Below are 17,769 nucleotides of genomic sequence, written 5' to 3' on the forward strand. Positions count from 1 at the left end.
CTAACATGTAGTTAAATTAAGCATAATTAACTTATACATTAAGGAAATGGTTAATGCTTAACTCACAGGAAGTGGCATTTTTTATTACCATAGCTTCTAGCTCATCCCTAGCGGCAGCGGCGCGAAAAATGAATGTGACCCCGCCGAGCGTTTCACAGCGCCTACAACATATTGAGCAAAAACTTGGGGTAACGTTAGTCGAGCGCAGCGCTCGCTCCATCGCCTTAACCGCTGAAGGAGAACTGCTCGCCACGCGAGGAAAAACTCTATTAGCAGGGTTTGATGCTCTTTATGACGACCTTGCTCATCATAAAGAATCCCTTTCCGGTAAGTTAAGAATTGATGGACCGTTTGGTTTAGGTATGAAGCACGTTGGCTTGATTATCGGCGAATTCCAACAGCTTTATCCTGAACTGGAAATCGAGCTGAATTTATCCGAGTCACCGCGATGGGATGCGATCAATAGCCCCGACATTTTGCTCTACATCGGCCATTTAAAAGATTCGTCATTAAGGCGAGTGGTGTTAGTGAAAAACCGGCGTCTATTGTTGGCGGCACCTCACTATTTGGCCTCAGCGCCGCCCCTCAATCATCCGGAAGATCTGACCAACCATCGCTGTATTGCGCTTAGAGAAAATCAGGAAGATGCCACTTTATGGCGTTTTACCCACCATGCCACAGGTGAAGAGAGCAATATTCGTATTCGACCCTGCTTAGCCAGTAATGTGGGACACATCATTCGTGAATGGGCGGTTCAGGGACTAGGCATTATTCAACGTTCGCGCTGGGATGTGACCGAAGAGCTACGTCAAGAGTCGTTGGTTGAACTGCTTCCTGAGTATCAATTTGCAAGCGCCGACATTGTTGCGCTCTTAGCTAATGAAGAAAAATTACGTCCGCAGAAAGTGAATTTGTTTCTCGACTATCTCAAAACTCGCCTTAACCAACTGATCACGGCAAAATAAAAGTTTAGCGTATGCTCTTTAGGTAACTGGCTTATTTGCCAAGATTTTTTGTTCAACAAAGTCAAATTTTTGAGCGTGTTACCCACTTAGGTTTATGCAATACTCACGGGTAATACACCCTATTCGAGGTTTTTATGTACGATAACGCCCTCTCTGACTATATCGACCACCAAACCATTGGTGTGGTCAGTAGCTATCAACAAGATGATATCGCGCTGCATATCGCGTTAGTGGATGTGTTGGATGACCACAGGCTTAAGCTTACTTTTCACCACGGCCATCAGCTCACACCCGATCATTTAGTCACCATCCATTTGGACAATCGTACTGGTATTTCCGAATACGATGCAGAACTGAAAGTGTATCGTACCTCATTTAAAGGCAAGGTGATTCACTGTGCCGATAACAGTGTCTGGGTTGAAGCATTAGAATACCAAGTGTTTTATGGCATCTCGGTGGTCAAAGAGTATCGTCATCCTAACTATCAATATCCTGAAGATGACCGACCTGAGCGTCCTTTACCGGTAACCCCGCTGACCTCTTTGGCAGATATCGATCTGGAAGAGAAAGAGAATAAATTGGGCGTGTTGGTCACGAGAGCGCCGAATCAACCACACACCACCGTGATGGCGTTTCTCTCAAGTGTCGAAGATGACGTGTTTTTCATTACCTTTAAAGGCACCTTCAAACAGAAGTTGCTTGCCAGAGACAGACAATGTCACTTCGCGATTGACAGTCGCGCGACGTTTACCTTCGATAATGCGATTGAGTGGAACTACAGCTTGTTAGCCGGTGATGTCTACCAAGTGCCTCACGCACATCCTCTTTTTCAACCAATCAAAGAGTTGTTCATCGCAAAAAATCCTTGGGAGATGGGCTTTTTTAGCCATCCTGCAGTGGAAATGTTCCACTTCAAATCACGCCACCTAGTGTGCCCGAAACAAGGCTTAGTTTGATAACAGTAGTTTGATAGCAGTAGTGATGTGTAAGCGAGGCTACTGGCCGCATAGCAAAGAGACATGGAACACAAGATAAAAAAAGCTCGGTGACAAAGAGGTCACCGAGCGATGTATCAATATTCGTTTCACTGAAGATACGGGAAAGATATTCTTATTAACGAGTTAAAGAGTCAATTAGATCAATAGCAAAACCTGTTGCATATTTAAGACTCTTATATAAGTTTATGCTCAATAAGCCTCCGCTTAAAAATGCGTTGCATTCACATCCGTTTAAGCGGCTTAACGACACTGTCTAACCCTTCAATTTTTAGCGCCAAACAGAGCTGCAACAACTCGCCAAGCTCCCCCTCAGGAAACCCTTTTTTATCGAACCAAAGCAAATACGCCTCAGGTAAATCAATTAAGTAGCGCCCTGCATATTTACCAAATGGCATCTGCATGCGCGCTAATTTCAGTATGTGTTCTTTATCTAACATAATTTATCTCAGCAGCACACCAACGTGGTCGTTAAGCATGCACATGATCATTGACCCATTCGAGTATTTCAATCAAGTCGTGATCGGTCATGGTCAAGAGTCGGTCACCAACATACCACTCAATAAAACTGCGATCCGGCTGCGGCGCACTTTGTGGATGTCCTAACCAGATACCTAAATCCGTTGCCATTTTATCGCGCAGCAAATTCGCTTTTTCAACACTTACTGGCAGATACCAATGCAGCATATTCGCTTGTGGCTGTTTAGGGTTTAACTCAAAGTCCTCATAATCATTGAAGATCTGATAGATATGTTGAGTACGTTCAAACAATGCCGGCATCTGCGCCAGCCTTTGATCAAACTGCATCGCGGCGGAAATGACATAAGGAGTGCGATGGAACACATTACCCCCTTGGCGACGAAACCACATTTTGGCCTTATTAATCAGCGCTTGACTGCCCACCAGCACAGAACCACCCAGGCCATTTACACCTTTATAAAGTGAGACATAAACCGAATCAAAACCACGCGCAATTTCAGCATAACTACGCTGATAAAATGCAGCCGCTTCCCACAGGCGAGCGCCATCCATATGCAGATGGATATTGTGATCATGACAATGCTGTTTAATCTCTTGCAATCCCGTCCAGCCAGGGAGCTGACCACCCAGTTCGCGCATCGGTAACTCATAAACCGCTGCTGCAATTTCATCTGGCCACGCTTTCAAATCTTGCACTTTCCACGGACGATGGCGATCTCCAACGGGCAATACGTTAAATCGATTTTGTAACTGATAACCTTGACCTTCATGGCGAGTGATATGACAGGTATCGTGCAAAGCGACATTGCGGCAACGTCGCTCATCACAGGCAATTTGCAATACCGTGGGCTGCGTCATCGTGCCAGAAATAACAAAGACTGCCGCTTCGAATCCGAGTAAATCCGCAATCTTTTTCTCAAACTGGGCAATGGTCTCACCTTCGCCATAACTGTCATGATCGGCATGATGCAACTCACTCCACTTCGCCATTTGCGTAAATAGCTCTGCGGGGGTTAACTCACGGTTACCAGAGAGAAAAGTGTGGCAATGCTTACGTAAATCTGTCGCCATTTTCATTATCCTTTGCGGCCTATTTTTCGTTATTTGAGTCAGCGTTGAGCTCGAGACTCTTAGTTTTTTATCATCTAAATGGAATTATAGTCGCTTGTTTTTTAGTAGATTACTACTCACAATCTTGCAAACTAAGTCTTGAAAGCGATGACATCGATAGCCCTTTGCATCATTGATTGCTACTATACGCGCTCAAAACCTGACTAATTCAATAAGATATTGTTCTCAAGTTAACATTGGTGCGGCTCTCAAGCATAGATAACAAAGCAAAAAGCCAATCACACTGACAACAATAGAAACACTTTACACTGGCAATAGAACCTGAATGCAAACATCTTCCTCACCACTCTCTCTTGGCCGACAACTGTTTAACATGACTTGGCCAATGATGTTCGGCGTGCTCTCTTTAATGAGCTTCCAGCTCGTAGACAGTGCGTTTATCGGACAACTCGGTATTCTTCCCTTGGCGGCTCAAGGATTTACCATGCCAATTCAAATGATCATTATTGGTCTGCAAGTTGGATTGGGTATCGCCACCACAGCTGTGATTGCGAAAGCGATCGGCGCGGGTAAAACCGAATACGCCAAGCAACTGGGTGGTTTAGTCATTGTCATGGGCAGTGTCGGGGTCGCGCTGTTTGGCGTGCTTATCTATCTGTTACGTCACGTGATTTTGAACTTACTTGATGCTCCCGCATCAGTATTGCCGATCATCGACACTTACTGGATATGGTGGCTGGCGAGCTCTTGGGTTGGCGCATTGTTGTACTTTTTGTACAGCGTCTGTCGTGCTAACGGCAATACCATGTTACCCGGTTCGATGATGATGGTAACCAGTGTACTCAACCTTATCCTTGATCCCCTGTTTATTTTTACCTTTGATATGGGGATTAATGGTGCCGCGATTGCTACCGCTATCGCTTTTGGTTTGGGAGTGCTTTATGTCGCCCCGAAAGTCTCGGCGCGCCATTGGATGAGTTTTGACTGGCGTGACCTCAATATCGCTCACAGCATCGCGGACATCGCCCATATTATGGGGCCAGCGATGCTGAGCCAGTTGTTGCCACCTGTGTCATCGATGTTGGCGACTAAACTGCTCGCCTCTTTTGGTACTGAAGCCGTCGCAGCATGGGCACTTGGCTCCCGTTATGAGTTTTTCTCAATTGTGGCCGTATTAGCCCTCACGATGTCGATGCCCCCTATGGTGGGACGCCTGCTTGGTGGTCGTAAACTCGATGACATTCGTGCCTTAGTGACCATCGCGGTGAAATTCATTTTCGTCTTTCAGTTAGTGATTGCCCTACTCTCTTTCTTATTGGCAACACCACTAACCCATCTGATGGCAAGCGAAACAGAAGTACGTAAAATCCTCTACACACATCTCACCATTGTGCCATTTAGCTTGGGCTTACTGGGTATTTGTATGTTGATGGTTTCCGTCAATAACGCTTTAGGTAAATCCTATGTCGCCTTGCTTATTTCTGCATTGCGTTTATTTGCCTTCTTCCTTCCTTGCTTATGGTTAGGCGCAGAAATCGGTGGGTTGCATGGCCTGTTTGTTGGCGCTTTAGGCGGTAACGTGCTCGCCGGTATTTGCGCTTACGCCATTTATCGTCGGACATTACACGGCATTATCCAGCGTGAAGAAAACGCAACAGAATAGTCTTACTCGTGAACATTCCAGTAATAACAAGTAATCGCAAGGAATAACAAAAGGGCTTAGCCACGAAATGGCTAAGCCCTTTTACTTGGAGTTCAATTTACTTACACAAGATTAGCGATTGCGGCGCGCTTCAACAGCATCGGCTAATTGACGTAGCACTTTATCAGTGTCATCCCAACCAATACATGCATCAGTAATCGATTGACCGTAAGTCAGCTCTTTGCCTTCTTCCAAATCTTGGCGGCCTTCAACAAGGTGAGATTCAATCATCACACCGAAGATAGCATCTTCACCCGCTTTTAGTTGGTCGGCGATATCTTGTGCCACCACCATTTGGCGTTGGTACTGTTTAGAACTGTTAGCGTGGCTGAAATCGATCATCACTTTTTGTGGCAGATTGATCTCTTCCAATTTTTGCTTCACATGGGATACATGTTCGGCACTGTAGTTTGGCTCTTTACCGCCGCGCAAAATGATGTGGCAGTATGGGTTACCATTGGTTTGCACAATCGCTGAATGACCATATTTGGTAACAGATAGGAAATGGTGTGAAGCGCCAGCTGAGCGAATCGCATCCGCAGCAATTTTAATGTTGCCGTCCGTACCGTTTTTGAAACCAACAGGGCAAGATAGGCCAGAAGCCAATTCACGGTGCACTTGTGACTCGGTAGTGCGAGCACCAATAGCGCCCCAACTGATGAGATCTGCAACGTACTGCGGAGTAATCATATCCAAAAATTCGCTCGCAGTAGGAATACCCATATCAGTCAAATCAAGTAGCAATTTACGACCAATACGTAAACCATCATTGATTTCATAAGTGTCATTCATGTACGGGTCGTTAATCAGACCTTTCCAACCGACGGTGGTACGAGGTTTTTCGAAGTAAACGCGCATCACGATTTCGAGTTTGTCACCCAGTTCATCACGCAGCACTTTCAAACGTTTACCATACTCGATGGCCGCTTTGGTATCGTGAATAGAACAAGGACCGATGATCACTAACAGGCGGTCATCTTTTCCTTCAAGAATATTGTGGATAGCTTCGCGCGCTTGAAAAGTAGTAGAAGCAGCAACATCGGTAGCTGGGTATTTCTCCAATACCGCTACTGGAGGTAATAATTCTTTAATTTGCTTAATTTTTACATCATCGTTCTGGTACATCGCTTACTTCATCCTGTTGTGCGCTACGAATTCTCGTTTATTAGCTATGAATCACTTCGTGCAGTTTGTCTGCTTTCCCTGTAAGTTATCGGCTTAACCAAAATATCGCAAGCATTATTTTTTACAAAACGCAACATTACACCTTTCTTTACGATTTATTTTAGTTGTACACTTTATTTTACATACAATAAGAGTGGATAAGAATGATAACAATATTAAACATAACTAATTGATTAATAATCTTTAAAAAACCAAAACCAAGAGTAACCAATCCTAACGTAAACCCAAAACCGCCACTCTCTTTTGGCTATGAGTATCGCCAACTCCACACTCGAAAATGAGATAACATCCCATTTCAGATCACAAATTTATGCGACTTTCTCTCACGACAAAACGCAAATTTGTGGGTGCAACTCAGTTTTAGCTCACTTAAGATGTGTGCTTACAAAACGTTTATCGATTGCGCGCGCATTATTGGTAAACGATATCACTTAGACTGATACAATCCTTTAACAAAGCAAGGTGACACTTATGATGCGTTATGTCACTCAGTGGCTACAGAAAGACCCTGATCCCAAAACTCGTGAAGAATTGCAGTATCTCGTTGAAGAACAGATGACTGCTGAACTAGAAGATCGTTTCAATACGCGCCTTCAATTTGGTACCGCTGGTCTACGTGGTAAAGTGGGATGCGGTCCTAACCGTATGAACCGCCTAGTTATTCAAGAAACCTCTGCTGGGTTAGCGGATTATTTGATTAAACAAGTAAGCAACGCCAAAGAACGCGGTGTCGTCATTGGCTATGACGGTCGTCCTGATTCACAACAATTTGCTCAAGATGCAGCAGCGGTGTTGGCAGCTCATGGCATTAAAGTCTATCTGACCCACAAAGTCGCGCCGACGCCAGTCGTCGCATTTGGTGTAAAACACTTCCACGCGGCAGCAGCTATTGTGGTTACGGCAAGCCATAACCCACCAGAATACAATGGCTTTAAAGTCTATTGGGAAAATGGTGCACAGATCATTCCTCCTCATGATGCTGGCATTGCCGCTGCGATTGATATCGCCGCAACTCAACCTGTCACGCAAATCAGTTTGGAACAGGCTGAGCAGCAAGGGCTATTGGTGTGGCTTAAAGAGGAATATTACCAAGCGTATCGCCAAGCAACTCATCAGCAACCATTACTGAACAATCACTCCAAACCAGAAGACCTAGTGATTGCCTACACCGCCATGCATGGCGTGGGCGCTGACATGGCAGAAACCCTATTAGCCGATGCAGGGTTCACTCAGGTTCACAGCGTTGCGGAGCAAAGAGAGCCTGACGGCACCTTCCCAACCGTGAACTTCCCGAACCCAGAAGAAGCTGGAGCGATGGATTTGGTGATGGCATTAGGTAAAAGCACTCAAGCCGATATCGCCTGTGCTAATGACCCAGACGCCGACCGTTTTGCGGTCGCTGCACGTAAAGCTGATGGTTTATACCAAATGCTCACTGGTGACCAAGTGGGGTCTCTATTTGGCGAATACTTGCTAAATAACTGCGATGCTAAGACCAAATTGGTCGGCAATACCATCGTCTCTTCCAGCTTACTTGGCAAAATTGCTCAAGCGAAAGGCGCTCGTTACTACCAAACCTTAACCGGTTTTAAATGGCTAACTAACGTCGCCATGGAACAGCAAACAGCTGATCATGAGTTTTTATTCGCTTATGAAGAAGCACTGGGTTACACCATTGGTACAACAGTTTGGGATAAAGATGGTTTAACCGCACTGGTTGCTTTTGCCCAATTGGCAGCGCAGCTAAAACAGCAAGGCAAAACGGTTTGGGATGCGTTAGAAGATCTCTATCGTCAGCACGGCTTGTATGTTACCGCGCAGCGCAGCATCGCTTTAGATCCAAAATCGCCACCTGTGGGTGATACTCTGCGTCGCCAGCCTCCCAAGGAGATTGCCGGTCGTCTCGTTCAAGTTACTGAAGACTACAAACTGTGTGAACGTCAGTTCGCTAATGGTGACAAAGAGCTGATCGCTCTACCAGCCAGTGATGTTTTGATCTACCACTTGGAAGGTGGGGCACGTGTGATTGTTCGCCCTTCAGGTACTGAACCGAAACTCAAGTGTTACTACGAAGTGGTCGGTGAATTTGGTGCAGAACTCAGTTTTGAGCAAGCTCAACAGCAAGCGGAAGAGCAAATGGCAATGCTTATTGCCGAGCATCAACACAGCTTAGCCTAATAGAGTATCCTATTGTTAGTTAAATAGTTTTACTCTATAGAACGAAGAAAAGCCTCCTTGCGGAGGCTTTTTATTACGTAGAGAAGCATTACTCTCTTAACCGCTGCAATCCCTTTTCAGCCGTGGAGGTTATCGAGACTGACCAGCAATAATCTCTTTGATAGGTTATCTCAGCGGTTAAGCGAATAATTCGGACGATAGTCCGCTACGCACAGCGACCTTAGATCAGCTCATCTAACATTGCTGCGTCGTATTCTTTGAGTGGTTCGCCTTGTTTAACGCGAGCCACGTAATCTGGGTTTGCAATAAATGGACGACCAATGGCAATCAGATCAAACTTGCCAGCAGCAATGGCTTTCGCACCAGTTTCTGCTGAATAACCACCAACAGCGATTAACGTTTTGGAGTATTGGCTGCGCATGTACTCAGACACTCGTCCGCCGAGGAAATCAAATTCCATCGAGTCATCAAACATCCCTTCATGCAGGTATGCCAGCGGACGCTGTTCTAGTTCGGCTAGCAAATAATCAAATACGGCACGGTCGCGAGGATCGGCTGTCATATGAGCATAACCACCAGGAGAGAGACGCAGGCCAGTGCGATCACCGCCAATTTTGGCAATCACAGCATCAACCACTTGCAAAGGGAAACGCGCCATGTTGGCTGGCGTTTCACCAAATTCATCTTGACGATGGTTGGTATCAAAGTGCAGGAACTGATCAAGTAGATAGCCGTTCGCACCATGGATTTCCACACCATCAAAACCTGCATCAATCGCGTTTTGCGCAGCTTGTGCATAGTCTTGAACCAATTGAGCAATCTCTGCACTCGTAGCCGCTTTAGGTGTGGTGTACACCAAATCACGACGACGAGGAACCGTACCATCAAATGCAATCGCCGATGGTGCTAACACATATTCACCATCAAAAAAGGCAGGATGAGCAACGCGTCCGGTATGCCACAACTGAGCAAAAATTTTGCCGCCTTTGCTGTGCACTGCTGAAGTCACTTTCTTCCAACCGTCGATTTGTGGTTGGGTAAATAACCCAGGAGTGTTTGGATAACCTTGACCATCAGGGCGGATGATGGTGGCTTCAGAAATAATCAAACCCGCATCGGCACGACGTTCGTAATAATCAGCCATCGCCTGCGTAGGAACCAAGTCATCGTCTGCCATACAGCGAGTCAATGGTGCCATTACAATGCGGTTTTTCAGGGTTAACGTGCCATTAAGCGGCACGGATTCAAACAATACTTTAGTCATGATGTTGCCTATCCAACTCAGTTGATGCAAAACATGCTACCCTATTATTGAATGAACGTTCAAGATATTTTTTGAATGACCATTCAAAATAGATTCACATCTCACTTTGTCACTCCCTGTGAATCAAGGTAATATGAGCGCCACCAGAAATGAGGAGCAGCGTATAAAGTGCGAGTAGCTGAATTTAATCGAGAACAAGTGTTGCAATCAGCGATGAATGAATTCATTGCCAAGGGCTATAACAAAACCAGTATGCAAGACTTAAAACGTGTTACCGGCTTGCACCCTGGCTCGATCTACTGCGCTTTTGAAAATAAGCGTGGCTTATTACTGGCAGCATTAGAGCAATATGCCAAAGATAGAGAAGATGAATTTGCGAGCATTTTTGCGAAAGAAGCGACCATTCTCGCGGGATTTCGTCGCTATTTGGAACACATCATTAGTGAATGCGAGTGCGAACAGATCAAAGATTGCCTGCTGCAAAAATCCTTGAGCGAATTTTCACAACAAGATGATGAAGTGGAACAAGCCGTCGTAGCGATCATTCAGATCTGGAAAAAAGGCATTCAAACCCAGCTTGAACTGGCTCAGCAGCGACAAGAAATCGCTGCAGACAAAAACTGTCTGCAACTGGGTGAGTTTTTTATCATGGGAATTTACGGACTGCGCTCATACGCTCATACCAAACCAGCGCCCGGCGTACTGCAACGACTCGCTGCTCAGCTATATCAAACGTTAGCCAATTAAGAGCGATATACATGGTATCGCTCTTAAGATCATGGCATGAGCAGACGTCTAATTAGAGCAATCCTGACAGTAACCAGATCGCCAAGGTAAAAAAGACCGCCCCCATCACTTTGTATTGATAACGCCTAAAGGTTGCGTTGTGCAACAGCCCTTTACCCAGCGAGCCTACCAGAGCCACCAATATCAAGTTAAAGCTCAAACCCAACACATTCAAAATGATCCCCAACGCAAACATCTGTTGCGCGGAAGAGCTGCTGATATGAGCAGAAACAAACTGCGGCAAGAACATCACAAAGAATAACAGCGCCTTAGGGTTGAGTAGGTTACTCAACATAGCCCGCCGATAAAACTGGCTTGCCAGCCCTTGTGAAGATGTCACGGATGGCGCAGCACTCACTTCGGCATGATAGCAATCCCAGCCCATTTTTAATAAATACAGTCCACCAATAGCATGCAAAAGCTCTAGTGCTAGAGGACTGACGGCCACTAATGCTGATACTCCGACCGCTGCCAAACAAGTCAAGATAAGACCCGACGTTGCATTCCCTAAACTGGCAAATATCCCTACTCGACGACCAAAGCTCAGACTAGCGCTCAAAATTAATAACATGTCCGGACCAGGCACTAATAACAGTGCTAGTACCGCTACCAAATACATTGGCAAAATAGCGTAGTCGATCATAGTCTGTGGTATTGAGAAAAAACGGCGCATCCTATCGCAAACCCACGCAATAAATCAAAATTAAATTCTGTATTAATTAACTATTATGAGAATTTATAGTGAATTTAATTTAAATGACAGAATAAGACACAAGTTGCATTTTCTATTTATTTAGCAGATGCCAGTTCTCATCATTGACTCAAATATCTTATTGAAATTTCTTCCGTTCACCCCCATTTATGCTCAACAGAACGCACATAAACAAGGACGCTTATGACTTCCCAACCTGAAGTGAAGAGCAATGACGCATCACCCTTTAAACAGTTTCTAAATGGCACTATTGCAATTTCACCACTGAGCATCGCCGTACTTCCGTGGGGGTTGTTGGCAGGATCTTACGCGGTTGATTCAGGCTTAAGCCCTTTTGATAGCCAAATGCTTTCTGTCATCCTTTATGCGGGGGCTGCGCAACTGGTTGCTATCGGCATGCTCAAAAGTGGTGTCGGTCTTTTCACCATGTTACTGACCACCTTTTTCATTACCTCACGTCACTTCCTGTATGGTGTATCGATGCGCAGCAAAATCAGTCCATTACCCAAAAGATGGCGCTGGCCACTGGGATTTTTGCTTACTGATGAACTGTTCGCTATTTGCGGGCAGCAAAAAGATGAGCAGTTCAATCGCTGGTACGCCCTCGGAGCGGGACTGAGTTTCTATATCGTGTGGAATATCGCCTCACTGGTCGGTATCTTGGCTGGGCACTATATTCCGAATCTGAATCAACTCGGCTTGGATTTTGCGGTGGCAGCGACCTTCATCGCCATCGTGATTCCCAACACCAAAACCTTTCCAGTGTTGGTGTGTGTCCTCGTCTCAATGGTGCTTGCTGTGGTGCTAGAAACCTATCAAGTTCAAGGCAGCTTGATGATCGCAAGCCTAGTAGCGATGGTTGCGGGCTACCTTTGCGAAACTTGGGTAGGAGAAAAATAACATGGTTCTGCTTTCCATTTTTGCCATGGCTGCTCTGGTCTTTATTAGCCGTTACTTGTTCCTAGAACCTAAATTGCCGCTCAAAATGAGTGCAAAACTACAGCGCCTACTCACTTATTCCAGCCCAGCTGTGCTTACCGCTATTTGGGCACCGATCGTCTTTACCAACGATCATAAGTTGCAACTGCATACGCAAAACCCCTACCTCTGGGCCGCCATCTTAGCCGCGCTCATCGCCTGGAAAACACGTAACGTGTTACTCACCACAGTTATCAGTATGGTGGTGTTTTTGGTGCTCAACTTGTGGGTGTTTGCATAAAGAAGAGAAGAAGATTTGTCGATATAGCCAAATAAAAATATCTATTGGTGATGAGGATGAAGTGGTGGTTCTGGGTTGGTTCACAATGCTTGATCGTACCCATAAAAAAGTCCCTCAAATGGGACTTTTTTATTTGGATTCAAGGCATAATCCTAGTAGGTAATCGAACAATCAGATGCTTGTATCCAGCTCAACGCCGACCTACTCAGCAACCCATTCAATTTCGATAAGTGTTTCATCACCCGCTTTTAAGCGTCCTAAGAAGACATCGCCTTTATGAACCTCACCCACTCCTTTGGGAGTGCCGGTCATGACAATATCACCATCTTCGAGGGTGGTGTAGGAGGCAAGGTCGGCAAGGATGACATCCGGTTTGTAAATCATCTGTGGCACACCGCCACACTGGATGCGCACGCTATTGATATAGAGTTCCAGCTGCAAAGAGGTTAGTTCCAGCTCACCTAATGGGACAAACTTACTAAACACAGCAGAGCCTGTGAACGCTTTCGCTCTTTCCCAAGGCAATCCTTTCGCCTTCAAATAGGATTGTAGCTCGCGCTTAGTTAAATCAAGGCCTAAGCCAACGCCATAGTATGTGCCATCTTTGATCAAGAAGCTGATTTCGGTTTCGTAGTGCAGTGTCTCTTCATGGACGGCATGTAAGGTGCTGCTAATCGAGCTGTTGGGCTTATGAAACACCACCATTTGCTCAGGGACTGCATTATTAAGCTCTTGAATATGCTCAACATAATTGCGACCAACACAGAGAATTTTTGATGGGGTAATCAACTGCTCTTCAAATCGAATGGCATTCATAATTAGGCTCTTCCTTGAACAAAGTTTGAGTGCCAAGTGTAACTTATTGCGTCAATTCAACAAGTACCCTACCCACTGATTTCGAAAAATTCCTTATGTATTTCAAAGTACCTATGTTCTAAGTACCTAAGTTCGAGGTAGGTCACTAGCCTAGTGTAGCAAGCACTTTTTCACACAGTTGCTTCAAGGTGACTAACTCTTCGACTTCAAGTTTAAATTTGCACAACATCTCATTCGGGACGGCCAACGCTTTGGCACGCAGATCGATACCTTTTGCTGTCAGATACAGTTCACGGACACGTTCGTCTGATTCACTGCGACGACGCTCAACCAACCCTTTACTTTCTAGACGCTTAAGCAATGGCGTTAATGTTCCTGAATCAAGATAAAGCTTTTCTCCCAACGTTTTTACGCTAATGCCATTACTTTGCCATAGCACCATCATTACCAGATATTGAACGTAGGTAAGATCGAGCTCTTCCAACAGAGGTCGATAAGCGCGGACAACGGCATTGGCTGCACTATAAAGCGGAAAGCAGAGTTGGTTTTCCAGTAACAATAACTCATCGGAGTGATTGTCTGGTTGATGGTCTGAAACTTGGCACTGGGTCATGGTGTTAGATAACTCGCAATTAAATTGTGCACAATATACTTGCTTTCGTGGTAAAGATCGATATAAGATTGTTCGCAATTAGATTGTACACAACTTAAATAAGGAATCGAATATGAAAACTCTGTACACAACAAAAGCTACCGCTCTTGCAGGTCGTAATGGTCAAGTTTCAACTGAAGATGGTTTGCTCTCTGTTAACCTAGCCTATCCTAAAGAGATGGGTGGTAATGGCAATGCGACTAACCCAGAACAGCTCTTTGCAGCAGGTTATGCAGCGTGTTTCTCTAACGCTGTTTTGCATGTGGCTCGTGAATCCAAAATCGCTTTAAAATCTGCGCCAGTCACTGCAGAAGTTGGCATTGGTATGAACCAACAAGGCGGATTCCAACTTGCTGTAACACTCGCAGCGCAACTCGAACTCGCAGATGATCAGGCAATTGAACTCGTGAAAACAGCGCACCAAGTTTGCCCTTACTCAAACGCGACCCGTGGCAACATTGATGTTCAGCTTTCGGTCAATGGCCACACTATTGCCTAGTACTGCCTAATATCGTCCATTTTTCACTGAAACCCCATCAGTAAGTTAGCTTACTGATGGGGTTTTCTTTTTTAACCATGTTGCTGTTTAGCAATTGTTCGCATGCGCATTTATTACACAAGATCCATAAAAACAACATGGAAACGTCAAGAACGAGTCATGAAATCGTCATTTAATCCCACTAATTTTGAGCCTACCAAAACGTTAGAGCATTGATGCTCATCTACTAATAAATAAGGTAATAAAATGAAAAAGGCAGTTCTCGCAAGCGCTATCTTCGCCGCACTAGTGTCCGGCTCAACTCTAGCAGCAACTGTGTACGATGCAGATGGTACTCAACTAAAAATTGGTGGTCGTGTTGAATTCCGTGGCGACTTCAACGCAAAAACAGACGGCACTGAAATTGAAGGCACAATGGTAGATAACACTCGTGCTCGTCTAAATATCGAAGGCAAAAGCGAAATCTCTGAAGGCGTTAATGGTTTTGCTCGCTACGAAAATGAACAAAAAGACGGTTCTGACGGTTCAACATTTACTCAACGCTACATGTTCGCTGGTATCGACTTTAACGGTCACGCGCTATCCTTCGGTGCGCAAGATACTGCTGCTGTTCAAGTATCAAAATTCTCTGATATCGGTGAATTCACTGGCATCCAGAAGAAACTGACTGCTTCAGGTGACCACAAACAAAACGTGATTGCTTACCGTGGTCAAATCACTGACGAACTTAACCTGCAAGCAACTTACCAAGTACTGTCTAGCGACCGCGATAACGCTGACGGTTACGGTATTTCTGCAGTGTACAAACTGCCAATGGGTCTAAAACTTGGTGCATCATACACGGGTGAACAAGAAGACGCAGAAGGCACAACGGATAACCAAAAAGCAAATCAATTCTTGCTAGGTTTGGGATACTCAATCGATGCTCTATATCTTGGTGCTACTTACTCTACTGGTGATACAGCCACTAACGACCAAGACTTCGATGTTATTGAAATCGCAGCATCTTACAAAATCAACGACCAAACTAAAGTTCAAGCTATCTACGGTAAAGATACCGACAAACCAGACGGTGCTTCTGATGTAGATAACGAAGACTTCGTTGAGCTAGGCGGTTACTACAGCTTTAACTCTAACCTATCAACTTACCTTGCTCTTAAATTGAACCAAGTTGATAACGCTGATGATACATACCGTGTTGGTCTGAAATACGAGTTCTAATCCCTACCCGTCCAATATGTCCTTTTCTTATGGCCTGACTGCTATCAGGCCATTTTTTATTTCTATTGCACCAAGTTACGCCATCTACGCCCCAACACAAGGCAGGGTCCACCTTGTTACTATGGTATCAAATCACCATAACATCATGTTTTTAAACAAAAATAAAAGTTGGCACAGTTACTGCTTTAATAGAATTACAAATGCAGGCAGCGTTTGTGCTTCTTTTCAGTGATAAGGCAGAAATCACTGGTCACTTCATGTTCTTGACCTCCCTTTTGGGAGGTTTTTTTTTAACTGCCTCACCACCATCATTTATTCTCTTCGTTACTCAATAAATTTGAACAAGTTAACAGGCAAAAGGTGGTTGGCGCTGATATTGAAGCAGAGTAATATTCAATCAGTTTTCTACTCTGAGCAAATATTATGCAAAAAACCCATCAGCCCATTCATGGCGCAGCGTGGATGTTAACCGCAGGACTTGCCTTCTCTGTCGTTAACAGCGTGACACAAATTGCAAGTATCCGTTTCGGCCTGCCGTCAACAACCGTGGCTTTGATTCAATATGGCATCGCGATTGTCGTCATGATTCCCTATTTACGCTCTTTAGGCTTTAAACAATCTCTGCGTACCCATCACTTTGGTCTCCATGTTTTTCGCGTCTTTTTGGCCGTGATTGGTATTCAACTTTGGTTATGGGCGCTTGCCTACCCTGTGCCTATTTGGCAAGGCATTGCACTGCTAATGACCTCGCCTCTCTTCGCCACTATAGGTTCAGGACTCTTTCTTAAAGAGAAGGTCAGCATGGCTCGCTGGGGAGCAACACTCAGTGGCTTTATCGGCGCGATGATTATTCTCCAACCTTGGTCAGACACCTTCTCTTGGGCATCATTGCTTCCCGTCGGTGCAGCGTTCTTCTGGGCATGTTATTCCCTAATGGTGAAAAAGCTCTCTAGTGATGATTCACCCTCTACGATGGTGATTTACCTTTTAGTGCTTATGACCCCATTCAATTTGGTGTTAGCGATTCCTGAATGGCAAACACCTACCGATGGTTCTTTGTGGTTGATACTCATTGCGGCGGGAGTGTTAACGGCCTTGGCACAATGGGCGATTGTGAAAGCCTATTCGATTGCTGATGCCTCTTTCGTGCAACCTTTTGACCATGCAAAACTGCCAATGAATGTCATTGCAGGCTGGGTAGTATTTGGCTGGGTGCCACCAGGGAGATTGTGGTTAGGCGCGGCGATCATCGTACTATCTGTCGCGTTTATTACTCAGTGGGAAAATAAACAAGCTCAGCTGTCCGTCAAAACAGTGTGATGTTTTCAGGAATTCTTCGCATAAAAATAGGGCCTTGAATGAATCAAGGCCCTATTTTTTCAAAGCTTATCGAGTCAACGCGTTCCAAAGAATGGTGAACAGAGACATTTTTGCAGGACGTTGTGCCTGTGTCATTGGTTGAACCATCTCTTTAGCTAAAGCAAGCCCTAATAAAGATGAACCCATATTGTTATCCATTTGGCGCTCCTCACATTGTTGTTAATTAATAACCAAACAATGTGATCTTAGCAGCAAAACCGCCAAAAACAAGACGTAGGTCACATTTATTTTTCGTAATGTTACGAATTAGCTACGTTTAGGTTGTTTGTATGTTTTGCCCGCAGCTTGATACACGTCTTTGTGCTTCATTTCGAAAAAGGTATCAAAGAACCAAGCCACAAACTTGATGACATCGTCACCTTCATTCATTACGTGCTCAAGGTACTCTTGTTCAACACCTTGTTCATCCGCTTCTACTGTCATGTGGTAGATACGTTGTTCGCCTTCCACCTCCGCTAAGACAAACTGGCCAGTGAGAGATTGAGCCGCTTCAGCGAACTCTTCATCTTCACTCTGTTTCAGTTGTTCAAGTGCCTTAGGCAGTGACCCAAGTTCACATAAGCTTTTTACTAAATCTTCAAACTCTTTTGGTTGCATGAAAGTTCCTCAGTCAGTTCGGCGCGGATTATACCCTGAAATAAGCT

19 protein-coding genes are annotated in these 17,769 nt (G+C 44.9%); 10 read left to right on the forward strand and 9 right to left on the reverse strand.

Going from position 1 to position 17,769, the window contains the following annotated elements; translation table 11 throughout:
* Positions 1 to 53: 53 nt before the first annotated feature.
* A complete protein-coding gene (locus tag OCV11_RS24490; RefSeq protein ID WP_261897060.1) occupies positions 54 to 965 on the forward strand; it encodes a LysR substrate-binding domain-containing protein in 912 nt (303 codons plus the stop codon).
* Between the two features lie 134 nt (positions 966 to 1,099).
* On the forward strand, positions 1,100 to 1,921 hold the full coding sequence (locus tag OCV11_RS24495) for a hypothetical protein (RefSeq protein WP_261897061.1): 822 nt from the start codon (positions 1,100 to 1,102) through the stop codon (positions 1,919 to 1,921).
* A gap of 263 nt (positions 1,922 to 2,184) precedes the next feature.
* On the opposite strand, the gene OCV11_RS24500 is transcribed toward OCV11_RS24495, so the two are convergent.
* Positions 2,185 to 2,400, reverse strand: coding sequence for a DUF3820 family protein (locus OCV11_RS24500; RefSeq protein WP_068716280.1), 216 nt, complete (start codon positions 2,398 to 2,400; stop codon positions 2,185 to 2,187).
* 31 nt (positions 2,401 to 2,431) lie between these two features.
* Positions 2,432 to 3,511 carry a threonine aldolase family protein gene (locus OCV11_RS24505; RefSeq protein ID WP_261897062.1) on the reverse strand — a complete coding sequence of 360 codons (1,080 nt, stop codon included), beginning with the start codon at positions 3,509 to 3,511 and terminating at the stop codon, positions 2,432 to 2,434.
* 325 nt (positions 3,512 to 3,836) lie between these two features.
* On the opposite strand from OCV11_RS24505, the gene OCV11_RS24510 reads away from it, so the two are divergent.
* Entirely contained in the window at positions 3,837 to 5,174 is a 1,338-nt protein-coding gene (locus OCV11_RS24510) for an MATE family efflux transporter (RefSeq protein WP_261897063.1), read from the forward strand.
* A 111-nt stretch (positions 5,175 to 5,285) separates the two neighbouring features.
* Here OCV11_RS24510 and aroG read toward each other — a convergent pair whose 3' ends face one another.
* A complete protein-coding gene (aroG, locus tag OCV11_RS24515; protein WP_261897064.1) occupies positions 5,286 to 6,338 on the reverse strand; it encodes a 3-deoxy-7-phosphoheptulonate synthase AroG in 1,053 nt (350 codons plus the stop codon).
* Positions 6,339 to 6,869: 531 nt separating this feature from the next.
* Here aroG and OCV11_RS24520 point away from each other — a divergent pair.
* Entirely contained in the window at positions 6,870 to 8,576 is a 1,707-nt protein-coding gene (locus OCV11_RS24520; protein ID WP_261897065.1) for a phospho-sugar mutase, read from the forward strand.
* A 220-nt stretch (positions 8,577 to 8,796) separates the two neighbouring features.
* On the opposite strand, the gene OCV11_RS24525 is transcribed toward OCV11_RS24520, so the two are convergent.
* Entirely contained in the window at positions 8,797 to 9,840 is a 1,044-nt protein-coding gene (locus OCV11_RS24525) for an alkene reductase (RefSeq protein ID WP_261897066.1), read from the reverse strand.
* 168 nt (positions 9,841 to 10,008) lie between these two features.
* Between OCV11_RS24525 and OCV11_RS24530 the strand changes: the two genes are divergently transcribed.
* A complete protein-coding gene (locus tag OCV11_RS24530) occupies positions 10,009 to 10,587 on the forward strand; it encodes a TetR/AcrR family transcriptional regulator (protein WP_261897067.1) in 579 nt (192 codons plus the stop codon).
* A 52-nt stretch (positions 10,588 to 10,639) separates the two neighbouring features.
* Here OCV11_RS24530 and OCV11_RS24535 read toward each other — a convergent pair whose 3' ends face one another.
* Positions 10,640 to 11,269, reverse strand: a complete 630-nt coding sequence (locus OCV11_RS24535; RefSeq protein WP_261897994.1) for a LysE family translocator — start codon at positions 11,267 to 11,269, stop codon at positions 10,640 to 10,642.
* Positions 11,270 to 11,521: 252 nt separating this feature from the next.
* Here OCV11_RS24535 and OCV11_RS24540 point away from each other — a divergent pair, with 252 nt between their 5' ends.
* Both OCV11_RS24540 and OCV11_RS24545 read left to right on the forward strand, forming a co-directional pair.
* Positions 11,522 to 12,238, forward strand: coding sequence for an AzlC family ABC transporter permease (locus tag OCV11_RS24540; RefSeq protein ID WP_261897068.1), 717 nt, complete (start codon positions 11,522 to 11,524; stop codon positions 12,236 to 12,238).
* A 1-nt stretch (position 12,239) separates the two neighbouring features.
* Positions 12,240 to 12,557 (forward strand): AzlD domain-containing protein, encoded by a 318-nt coding sequence (locus tag OCV11_RS24545; RefSeq protein WP_261897069.1) that lies wholly within the window; start codon positions 12,240 to 12,242, stop codon positions 12,555 to 12,557.
* A 201-nt stretch (positions 12,558 to 12,758) separates the two neighbouring features.
* Here the strand turns inward: OCV11_RS24545 and OCV11_RS24550 are convergent, their stop codons facing one another.
* Positions 12,759 to 13,373: a fumarylacetoacetate hydrolase family protein gene (locus OCV11_RS24550; protein WP_261897070.1), complete on the reverse strand. Its 615-nt coding sequence runs from the start codon at positions 13,371 to 13,373 to the stop codon at positions 12,759 to 12,761.
* 145 nt (positions 13,374 to 13,518) lie between these two features.
* Positions 13,519 to 13,986, reverse strand: coding sequence for a MarR family winged helix-turn-helix transcriptional regulator (locus OCV11_RS24555; protein ID WP_261897071.1), 468 nt, complete (start codon positions 13,984 to 13,986; stop codon positions 13,519 to 13,521).
* 112 nt (positions 13,987 to 14,098) lie between these two features.
* Between OCV11_RS24555 and OCV11_RS24560 the strand changes: the two genes are divergently transcribed.
* The 3 genes from OCV11_RS24560 (at position 14,099) to OCV11_RS24570 (ending at position 17,065) form a co-directional block, all read left to right on the forward strand.
* A complete protein-coding gene (locus tag OCV11_RS24560; RefSeq protein WP_261897072.1) occupies positions 14,099 to 14,524 on the forward strand; it encodes an organic hydroperoxide resistance protein in 426 nt (141 codons plus the stop codon).
* 246 nt (positions 14,525 to 14,770) lie between these two features.
* Entirely contained in the window at positions 14,771 to 15,745 is a 975-nt protein-coding gene (locus OCV11_RS24565; protein ID WP_261897073.1) for a porin, read from the forward strand.
* Between the two features lie 423 nt (positions 15,746 to 16,168).
* Positions 16,169 to 17,065, forward strand: coding sequence for a DMT family transporter (locus OCV11_RS24570; protein ID WP_261897074.1), 897 nt, complete (start codon positions 16,169 to 16,171; stop codon positions 17,063 to 17,065).
* A gap of 66 nt (positions 17,066 to 17,131) precedes the next feature.
* Here the strand turns inward: OCV11_RS24570 and OCV11_RS24575 are convergent, their stop codons facing one another.
* A complete protein-coding gene (locus OCV11_RS24575) occupies positions 17,132 to 17,263 on the reverse strand; it encodes a hypothetical protein (protein WP_261897075.1) in 132 nt (43 codons plus the stop codon).
* 108 nt (positions 17,264 to 17,371) lie between these two features.
* Positions 17,372 to 17,722: a hypothetical protein gene (locus tag OCV11_RS24580; RefSeq protein WP_261897076.1), complete on the reverse strand. Its 351-nt coding sequence runs from the start codon at positions 17,720 to 17,722 to the stop codon at positions 17,372 to 17,374.
* Positions 17,723 to 17,769 lie beyond the last annotated feature (47 nt).

Source organism: Vibrio porteresiae DSM 19223 (assembly GCF_024347055.1).
Classification (GTDB): Bacteria; Pseudomonadota; Gammaproteobacteria; order Enterobacterales; family Vibrionaceae; genus Vibrio; species Vibrio porteresiae.

What these genes read in the sequence shown, in the direction of transcription:
- OCV11_RS24540 (WP_261897068.1), top strand. Translation starts at nt 11,522, where the DNA reads ATGACTTCCCAACCTGAAGTGAAGAGCAATGACGCATCACCCTTTAAA.
- OCV11_RS24575 (WP_261897075.1), bottom strand. Translation starts at nt 17,263, where the DNA reads ATGGATAACAATATGGGTTCATCTTTATTAGGGCTTGCTTTAGCTAAA.
- OCV11_RS24510 (WP_261897063.1), top strand. Translation starts at nt 3,837, where the DNA reads ATGCAAACATCTTCCTCACCACTCTCTCTTGGCCGACAACTGTTTAAC.
- OCV11_RS24555 (WP_261897071.1), bottom strand. Translation starts at nt 13,986, where the DNA reads ATGACCCAGTGCCAAGTTTCAGACCATCAACCAGACAATCACTCCGAT.
- OCV11_RS24565 (WP_261897073.1), top strand. Translation starts at nt 14,771, where the DNA reads ATGAAAAAGGCAGTTCTCGCAAGCGCTATCTTCGCCGCACTAGTGTCC.
- OCV11_RS24525 (WP_261897066.1), bottom strand. Translation starts at nt 9,840, where the DNA reads ATGACTAAAGTATTGTTTGAATCCGTGCCGCTTAATGGCACGTTAACC.
- OCV11_RS24560 (WP_261897072.1), top strand. Translation starts at nt 14,099, where the DNA reads ATGAAAACTCTGTACACAACAAAAGCTACCGCTCTTGCAGGTCGTAAT.
- OCV11_RS24490 (WP_261897060.1), top strand. Translation starts at nt 54, where the DNA reads ATGCTTAACTCACAGGAAGTGGCATTTTTTATTACCATAGCTTCTAGC.
- OCV11_RS24550 (WP_261897070.1), bottom strand. Translation starts at nt 13,373, where the DNA reads ATGAATGCCATTCGATTTGAAGAGCAGTTGATTACCCCATCAAAAATT.
- OCV11_RS24505 (WP_261897062.1), bottom strand. Translation starts at nt 3,511, where the DNA reads ATGGCGACAGATTTACGTAAGCATTGCCACACTTTTCTCTCTGGTAAC.
- OCV11_RS24580 (WP_261897076.1), bottom strand. Translation starts at nt 17,722, where the DNA reads ATGCAACCAAAAGAGTTTGAAGATTTAGTAAAAAGCTTATGTGAACTT.
- OCV11_RS24545 (WP_261897069.1), top strand. Translation starts at nt 12,240, where the DNA reads ATGGTTCTGCTTTCCATTTTTGCCATGGCTGCTCTGGTCTTTATTAGC.
- OCV11_RS24535 (WP_261897994.1), bottom strand. Translation starts at nt 11,269, where the DNA reads ATGATCGACTACGCTATTTTGCCAATGTATTTGGTAGCGGTACTAGCA.
- OCV11_RS24495 (WP_261897061.1), top strand. Translation starts at nt 1,100, where the DNA reads ATGTACGATAACGCCCTCTCTGACTATATCGACCACCAAACCATTGGT.
- OCV11_RS24520 (WP_261897065.1), top strand. Translation starts at nt 6,870, where the DNA reads ATGATGCGTTATGTCACTCAGTGGCTACAGAAAGACCCTGATCCCAAA.
- aroG (WP_261897064.1), bottom strand. Translation starts at nt 6,338, where the DNA reads ATGTACCAGAACGATGATGTAAAAATTAAGCAAATTAAAGAATTATTA.
- OCV11_RS24500 (WP_068716280.1), bottom strand. Translation starts at nt 2,400, where the DNA reads ATGTTAGATAAAGAACACATACTGAAATTAGCGCGCATGCAGATGCCA.
- OCV11_RS24570 (WP_261897074.1), top strand. Translation starts at nt 16,169, where the DNA reads ATGCAAAAAACCCATCAGCCCATTCATGGCGCAGCGTGGATGTTAACC.